This is a genomic window from Sulfitobacter sp. 1A12779 (assembly GCF_043557315.1).
GTDB lineage: Bacteria > Pseudomonadota > Alphaproteobacteria > Rhodobacterales > Rhodobacteraceae > Sulfitobacter > Sulfitobacter faviae.
This window is the reverse complement of the sequence record NZ_JBIFFU010000004.1, coordinates 231,064-238,066: the sequence shown is the minus strand read 5'-3', so window position 1 is coordinate 238,066 and position 7,003 is coordinate 231,064. Positions and strand designations below refer to the sequence as shown.

The window sequence follows — 7,003 nt, the reverse complement described above, 5'->3', positions numbered from 1 at the left end:
GCCTTGAACTCAGGCGCGTGCTGTTTCCGTTTTGACATCTCTGATCTCCTTCTCGTCGAAGATCAGCAGACTGCAAATCGTAGCTTATGTCAGTGTCCGAATTTCCGGGGGTAGCTCACAAATCCACAGGCCGGAAAACACAACAGCCAGCCCACCTGCGCAAAGCGCGAGCGTTGGTAAGGGGCGTCGTGCGCCGATCAAACCGTATGAAAGCAGGGTCAGCCCCAATGCGACACGACCAGCCGCCAAGAGAGCTGCCAATGGCGTGTCCGAAAGGCTCAGCATATCCGGGTTCGCGACCATACCGAGCGGGATGATGTAAAGCCCAATGCCAAGCGCCATCGCTGTCAGAGCGACCTTCAACCAATTCTCGCCAATCATCCCCGCGGCAATAAAAACAGCGCCGCAGACCGGGGGCGTGATTGTCGAGAGAAGCGCGAACCAAAAGACAAAGAGATGCGCTTGAAGTGGCGAAAGACCCAGTTCGATGAGCGCAGGCCCGGCGACGGAGACGCAGATCACATAGGCCGCCGTGGTAGGCACTTCCATGCCCAGGATGAGGCAGGCAAGCGCCGTGAGCAGCAGGGACGGCCAAAGAAGCCCCCCAGACCCCGCCAGAATGAGAGAGGTGATTTTCACGCCAAGCCCGGTGATCGACAGCACACCGATGATGATTGAGGCGCAAAGAATGATGGAGGCGATCAGGGCAACCTGCCGCGCGGCATTGAGAACTGCACTTGCCATTCGCGTGGCGATCTGGCGCGGCTCGAAAGTGAGCTGTACGTTGAAGAACAAGAGCAGCGCCGCTGCGAGGATCGCCATAGCCGCTGCATATTCAGGCGTGAACTGCGCGACGAACATCCCCCATAGCAGGACCGAGAAGGGGACGAGAAAGAAGAGCGATGTGACAACCACATCGCGCAATGCAGGGCGATCCGCTTCTGCGATCCCTTTGAGGGCGAAGCGCTGCGCATAGGCGTTGATGCCAACCCAGACCGCCACAAAATAAAGCACCGCCGGAAGCGCGGCGGCAGCCATGATGCCCGTGTAGGGCACACCGGTCAGCTCGACCATAACGAAAGCGCCTGCGCCCATCAGGGGCGGCATGATTTGCCCCCCTGAGGAGGCCACGGCCTCGACCGCGGCGGCGAGGCGTTTGGGATAGCCGAGTTTGGTCATCGCAGGCAGGGTGATCGCGCCGGTGGAAGCGACATTTGCGGAGGCCGAGCCGGAGATCGACCCAAAGAGCGCCGACGACAAAACAGACACCTTCGCCGCGCCGCCTTTCAGCCGCCCCGCCGCGGCGGCGGCGACATTCATGAAGCCTTGGCCCGCTTCGCCAGCGTTCAGAACTGCGCCGAAGATGACAAAGATCGCCACGACAGAAACGGAGACACCGGTGAGCGTTCCCCAGATGCCGCCCTCGGCGATGGTGAGTGTTCCGAAATAGCTTTCTATCGGCGTGCCGGAATGGCCGAACTCGCCAGGAATATGCTGCCCGAACAGGCCATAGAGCAGGGCGAGTGCCGCGACCAGTGGCAAGGGCCAACCGATCACGCGCCGCGCCGTTTCCAGCACCACCAAGAGCAGGGTCACCGCCACGGCGAGCTGGAAGTTGCTTTCGATGAAGCCGTATTGATCGCCAAGCGCGTCGCTGTTGAAGGCCACCCAAAGCGCTGCGGCGATGCCCAATGCGGCCAAGATGCTGCCAGTGATCCGCCGCAGCGGGGTCTGCGCGTCAAAGACCAAGGCAAAGGGCAGGATGAAGGCCATATGCAGCGGCCTGCTGATCAGGTTCGGCACCAGACCCGAAAACACCAGAGCCAAGTGATAGCCAACCAGCGCGATGGCCAGCGCGATCCAGAAACTCGCCGCCAATCGGCTTTCGGGGAGATTTGTCATCTATGGGGGTCCGGCTTTGGCTGGGCAAGCGCGGCGCGGAAAACCCGCGCCGCGCGTCTTGTTATTGCGAGGTTTCTGTCGCGATCCCGGCTTCTTCGTAATAGCGCAGCGCGCCGGGATGCAGTTCAGTGGTGATATTGGCCATCAACTCAGGTGTGACATTGCCCCACCAAGGCGATGTATCGGCCATCTTGGCCTTGTTTTCCCAATAGGTCTTGGTCAGCTGATAGGCCGTTTCATCGTCCATCTTGGTTGTCGTGAAGGCGACGACGGGCAGGGACGTTGTGGTCACATCCTGCTCTTGGCCCGCATAGGTGCCCGCCGGAATGACAATGCGGGTCCGTTTGGATTGGGTGATCTGCTCGTCCGACAACGGGACCACGGTCACGGGGGTGGAAGCGGCGGCTTCGACGACATTTGGCGCCGGGAATGAACCCGCAGTGACAAAGCCGTCAATCTGCCCGTTTTTCAAAGCGGCCACGGCGTTGCTCAATTCCGCATCCGCGATCTCGACACTGTCTGCCAGCCCGAACATACCCAAATACTTCGCGCCTTCGGTCGCGCCGAAAGACCCTTTGCCCAACAGGATGCTCTTGCCTTCCAGATCCGCGAGCGCGGTGGCGCCGCTGTCCTGAGACATCACGAAATGCATGGTCAGTGATGGGATCGGGAAGAGCGCGCGAATCTCATCAAAAGCAGGTGCGGTCTTGCCTTCAAACATAGCCTTGCCGTTTTGGGCCAGACCAACGAGGGAGGGCGGGGTGGTAAAGACATAGTCGGCCCCGCGCGCGCGGACTTCCATGACGTTTTGAACCGACCCTTGGCTCTCTTCCACGGTAACCGAGATGTCTCCGCCGCTGCCCGCTTTCATGGCTTCGGCAAGCTCCACGCCCATTTGATAGTAGGACGAGCCCGATTTGGCCGACTTATAGGTCACACGGGTCTCGGCGCTTGCGGCGCCCCCCACAAGCCCCAGGGCCAATGCCGCGCAAATAGTTTGTCTCAACGCATTCATGGTTTTTTCTCCTCCAAGCGCAAGGCGAACGTTCTCCCGGCAAACATGTGCGGGACTGCCTTTGGGTGACTTTGTGGCAGCACACAACGACATTGTCGAGAATGGGGTTTCGCTGTTTGGAGGGCTCGTGGACCAATACGGCGGGCCGTTTCGGCCTCGCGGGGGCGAAGAGGGCAGACGCGGCAGGTTCGCTGCGCCCCGCAACCAGTTCTGCGATGCGCGGATCGCAGGCCATAGAGGGCGAAAGATATCGACGCTTGAGATGCGAAGAAGCGCAACTGTCTGCGCGCCTCCGCCAAGGTCGAAGCCCGATCAAAGGTCCATACCCATATCACTCGGGCAAGGCGCAGTTCGTCAGCTATCGCCCTTTAGAGGATCATGGCCCCAATTCATCAGCGAATAGCGCCATTTCGAGTCTTTAACGTCATCCTTCGGCCCGCCTTGGGAGAGATGCCGTTTGATATAGCCAACGACGGTCGCCATATGATCCCACTGATCGTCGGTCAGGTCGTCCTTGTTGGTGCGTTTGATCTTGACGATCCGGCGGCCGGACTTGTACCCGGTGCTTTCACCGCTTCCGCTGTCGCCCACGGACTTGGACTCTTCGGTCTCCAGCCAGTCCTCTAGCTCCGCCGGTGCCATGTTGACCAGATCGCGCCACTCGTCCCAGATTTCGTCCTTTGATTTCGATGAAGACATTTTCTTTCCCAATCCATTACTGGGAAGAAACCGGCCCGCGCGCGCTTTGTTCCCAAGGGTCACAGCGGTCTGCCACGGTCGGTGAGGCGCACGCCGATCTGTCTGCCGTTATCTGGTCAGTGTCCGAACGGCCCGCGCCTCGGGCGAGCCGGTCATAGCTCAAGAAGCTTGCGAATAGCGCATGCCCTGCGGCACCTCTCGGTCTAGCAGTGATGCGATCATGCGGGTCAGGGCGCGACCTTCGGGCAGGATGTCGAGGCGCGTTCCGGAAAAGCGCACGAATGGCGTGTAGCGGGTTGCCATGGCCTTTAACTCGGGCGCGAGATCGAAGGTCCGCGTGCCGAAGGTTTCTGCCAGGGCGTTCAGATCAAGAGTGAAGTCGCACATCAGACATTCGATCGCCCGCGCGGTCAGGCGGTCCGTATCCTCCAAGGCGTAGCCGCGCGTTCCGGGCAGGTCGCCAGCCGCGATACGCGCGGTGTAGGCCGCCGTCGCGGGGGCGTTCTGTATGTAGCCACCCGGAAAACGCGAGATTGACGAGGCGCCGAGGCCGATCAGGGTTTGGCAATTGTCATCGGTGTAGCCTTGGAAATTCCGGCGCAGGCGGCGGTTGTTCTTTGCTTGGGTCAGCCCATCCTGCGGCGTGGCGAAATGATCGATGCCGATTGCCTCCATGCCCGAAGCGGCGAAGCGTGCCGCGGCCTTCTCGGCGAAGTGATAGCGTGCGACCGCGTCTGGCAGTGTCGCCTCGCGGATGAGTTTCTGCCGTTTCGCGACCCATGGCACATGCGCATAGCCGAAAAGCGCCACGCGGTCCGGGGCGAGTGACAGGGTCTTGTCGATCGTATCCTCCAGCCGCGTCATGGTCTGATGAGGCAGGCCGTAAACCAAGTCAGTATTCAGCGAGGTGACCCCCTCGGCGCGCAACTGATCGACACAGCGGCGCGTGACCTCGAAGGACTGGAGGCGCCCGATGGCCTGTTGCACCTCAGGGTTGAAATCCTGAATGCCGATAGAGGCCCGTGTGAGGCCCGCGGCGCGCAGGGCGGCGATTTTGGCGGGGTCGATCTGGGTGGGGTCGATCTCGACGGAGAACTCGAAACCCTCGGTCGGGATGAAGAGCTGATGAAGGGCGCGGTTCAGGCGGTCGATGAGGGCGGGCGGTAGGATGGTCGGTGTCCCGCCACCCCAATGCATCCGCCCCATCCGCATGCCCGCAGGCATCGCGGCGCGCAGAAGCTCAAGCTCGGCCTCAAGAGCCTCGATATAGCGCTCGACAGGGCTGAGCGTCTTGGTGCCCTGCGTGTGGCAGGCGCAGAAATAGCACAGGCGCTCGCAAAAGGGGATGTGAACATAGACCGAGACCGGCGCGCCGGGGTCCAACGTGCCAAGCGCTGAGCGCTGAAACGCGGCGCCGACCGCGGGGGTGAAAGCCGCCGCGGTGGGATAGGAGGTGTAGCGCGGCACGCGCGCGTCGAAGAGGCCGAGAGCCTCGAGCATCTGTATCTGTTCCATGGCATAGGTTTAGGGGGCCGCCGTTCTGCGGTCTTTGCGCTGGATCAATTCGGACGCAAAAATTGCGCATTGCCGTCGGTTGGGGGATCGTCGGCCGCTAGGGCTTTGCTACGGTTTTCACGCTCTTTCTGACACCGATCTTCTACCGCGGGATCGCCGTCTGGGGTGCCGCCCCCCCGCCGGGGCAGCGCGTCGGTTGAGAGCAGCCGTGGAAGGGGCGGTATAGGCCGTCGCGGGATTGACGCACGCCGCGCCTGCGGTTTCCCGGAACTGCAAGAAGGGCAACAGGATGACGAGGGCAGCAGCGCGCTATTCTCGCGGCGCGCGCCACAGGCTGGAATAGCAAAGGTGCCGGCAACCTATGCAAGCAGCGCATTTCTCCTGCCCTGTTCGATATCTACTCCGGGCGGGTCGGCTTCCCATCTTGGACTTGAGATTGGAGACATCATGCACACCGCCGTTCCAGAACCTCTTTCCGTTCCCCTCCCGCTTCTAAAGCAGAGCCTATGCGAACATTACCAAAGACTTAGCCCCGCTTCGCGAGAGCTCAGGTTCATGGGCCAACTTAACGATGATGCCTTGCTGCGCGTGGTTCGGGGCTCCAACCCCGATCTGACGCTCGGCGTCGAATGCGATGATGCTTTGCGTGCGATACTGGAGCTTCATTGCATTGACAGCACCCATGCGGAGATCGGGCTTTCGGTTGAAGACGCCTATCAAGGGCGCGGCTATGGCCGGAGGCTCTTCCATCGCGGTCTGGCCGAAGCGCGCGCGCGGAATATTGAGACGGTGGATGTGAACTTCTTACGGAGCAATATCGCGATCAAAAAACTCTGCATCGAAGAAGGGGGAGAGATACGTTGCCGTGGGGGCGAATGTGTGGCGCAGCTGTCGTTGAACTGACCAAGAAATTCGAGGCGGGCATGCGTAATCTTCCGGCGGCCAATTTCCACGTCTTTGCTTTTAGGTGATGGTGAACCCCCGGCCGACGGGGTCGGTTTCATCGATTAGCCATTTTACATAGCCGATAACTTTGGCTGTGACCGGATATCCTTGGATGCTGGGGCGCGGGTCACCATGCCGTGCCGCATACGAGCATCACGCTATCCATGGGGTTCCAAAGCACCTAAAACCGCCGTGCCGTCCAGCGGGCGAGCGCTTCGACCGCGGACCAAAGCAGCAGCGACAGCGCCGCGAGCACGATCAGGGCCGCGAACATGAGCGCGGTTTGGCCGCGGCCATTGGCCATCAGCATCAGATGCCCCAACCCGCGGGAGGAGCCGACCCATTCGCCGATCAGCACCGCGAGGGGGCCATAGACCACCGCCAGACGCAGGCCCGAGATCAGCCCCGGCACGGCATGGGGCAGGCGCAGCAGCAGTGTTTCGCGCCAGCGGTTGGCGCCCGAGAGATGCGCCAGATCGTGCAGGCCCGGGGGCAGCGCCATCAGCCGGTCGAAGAGGGCCGAGGCGATGGGAAAATAGGTGACCAGCGCGATGGTTACGATCTTGGAGGGCATCCCGTAGCCGAGCCAAAGGGTGATGACCGGTGCGAGGGCGAAGACAGGCACGGCCTGAGCCACCACCAGCATCGGGCGCAGCAGCCAGCGCGCGCGGCGCGAGAGGGTCAGCAACAGCGCCGTCTCGATGCCGAGGAAAATGCCTAAGCTTAGGCCCAGCGCAAGATTGCCCGCCGACCACAGCGCATTTTGCCAGAGCAGCGCGGCATTCCCGCCCAGTGCTTGCAAGACAAGCCAAGGTCCCGGCAGGATGAAACGCGGCACGCCACTGAGGGTGACAACAAGCTGCCAAATCGCGACGGCGAGCGCGAAGCAGACCATGCCACGCCATAATTTATGCAACGTAGAAACCA

Annotated in this window: 6 protein-coding genes; 1 reads left to right on the top strand and 5 read right to left on the bottom strand. The window is 61.5% G+C overall.

Annotation, left to right across the window (positions count from 1 at the left end; all coding sequences use genetic code 11):
• Positions 1–84: 84 nt before the first annotated feature.
• From ACGYLQ_RS07500 to hemN, 4 genes are all read right to left on the bottom strand, one after another.
• Positions 85–1,902 (bottom strand): TRAP transporter permease, encoded by a 1,818-nt coding sequence (locus ACGYLQ_RS07500; RefSeq protein ID WP_394441668.1) that lies wholly within the window; start codon positions 1,900–1,902, stop codon positions 85–87.
• Between the two features lie 61 nt (positions 1,903–1,963).
• Entirely contained in the window at positions 1,964–2,917 is a 954-nt protein-coding gene (locus tag ACGYLQ_RS07495; RefSeq protein ID WP_394441665.1) for a TAXI family TRAP transporter solute-binding subunit, read from the bottom strand.
• 354 nt (positions 2,918–3,271) lie between these two features.
• A complete protein-coding gene (locus tag ACGYLQ_RS07490; RefSeq protein WP_394441663.1) occupies positions 3,272–3,616 on the bottom strand; it encodes a DUF3140 domain-containing protein in 345 nt (114 codons plus the stop codon).
• A gap of 159 nt (positions 3,617–3,775) precedes the next feature.
• A complete protein-coding gene (hemN, locus tag ACGYLQ_RS07485; protein ID WP_394441660.1) occupies positions 3,776–5,131 on the bottom strand; it encodes an oxygen-independent coproporphyrinogen III oxidase in 1,356 nt (451 codons plus the stop codon).
• A gap of 555 nt (positions 5,132–5,686) precedes the next feature.
• On the opposite strand from hemN, the gene ACGYLQ_RS07480 reads away from it, so the two are divergent.
• Complete coding sequence (locus ACGYLQ_RS07480) at positions 5,687–6,034, top strand: GNAT family N-acetyltransferase (protein ID WP_394408618.1); 348 nt, start codon at positions 5,687–5,689, stop codon at positions 6,032–6,034.
• Between the two features lie 223 nt (positions 6,035–6,257).
• Here the strand turns inward: ACGYLQ_RS07480 and ACGYLQ_RS07475 are convergent, their stop codons facing one another.
• Positions 6,258–6,971 (bottom strand): ABC transporter permease, encoded by a 714-nt coding sequence (locus ACGYLQ_RS07475; protein ID WP_394441657.1) that lies wholly within the window; start codon positions 6,969–6,971, stop codon positions 6,258–6,260.
• Positions 6,972–7,003: the final 32 nt, after the last annotated feature.

Bases quoted from the DNA above. Each gene is read 5' to 3' on its own strand.
- ACGYLQ_RS07495 (WP_394441665.1), bottom strand. From the start codon at position 2,917: ATGAATGCGTTGAGACAAACTATTTGCGCGGCATTGGCCCTGGGGCTT.
- hemN (WP_394441660.1), bottom strand. From the start codon at position 5,131: ATGGAACAGATACAGATGCTCGAGGCTCTCGGCCTCTTCGACGCGCGC.
- ACGYLQ_RS07500 (WP_394441668.1), bottom strand. From the start codon at position 1,902: ATGACAAATCTCCCCGAAAGCCGATTGGCGGCGAGTTTCTGGATCGCG.
- ACGYLQ_RS07475 (WP_394441657.1), bottom strand. From the start codon at position 6,971: ATGGTCTGCTTCGCGCTCGCCGTCGCGATTTGGCAGCTTGTTGTCACC.
- ACGYLQ_RS07490 (WP_394441663.1), bottom strand. From the start codon at position 3,616: ATGTCTTCATCGAAATCAAAGGACGAAATCTGGGACGAGTGGCGCGAT.
- ACGYLQ_RS07480 (WP_394408618.1), top strand. From the start codon at position 5,687: ATGGGCCAACTTAACGATGATGCCTTGCTGCGCGTGGTTCGGGGCTCC.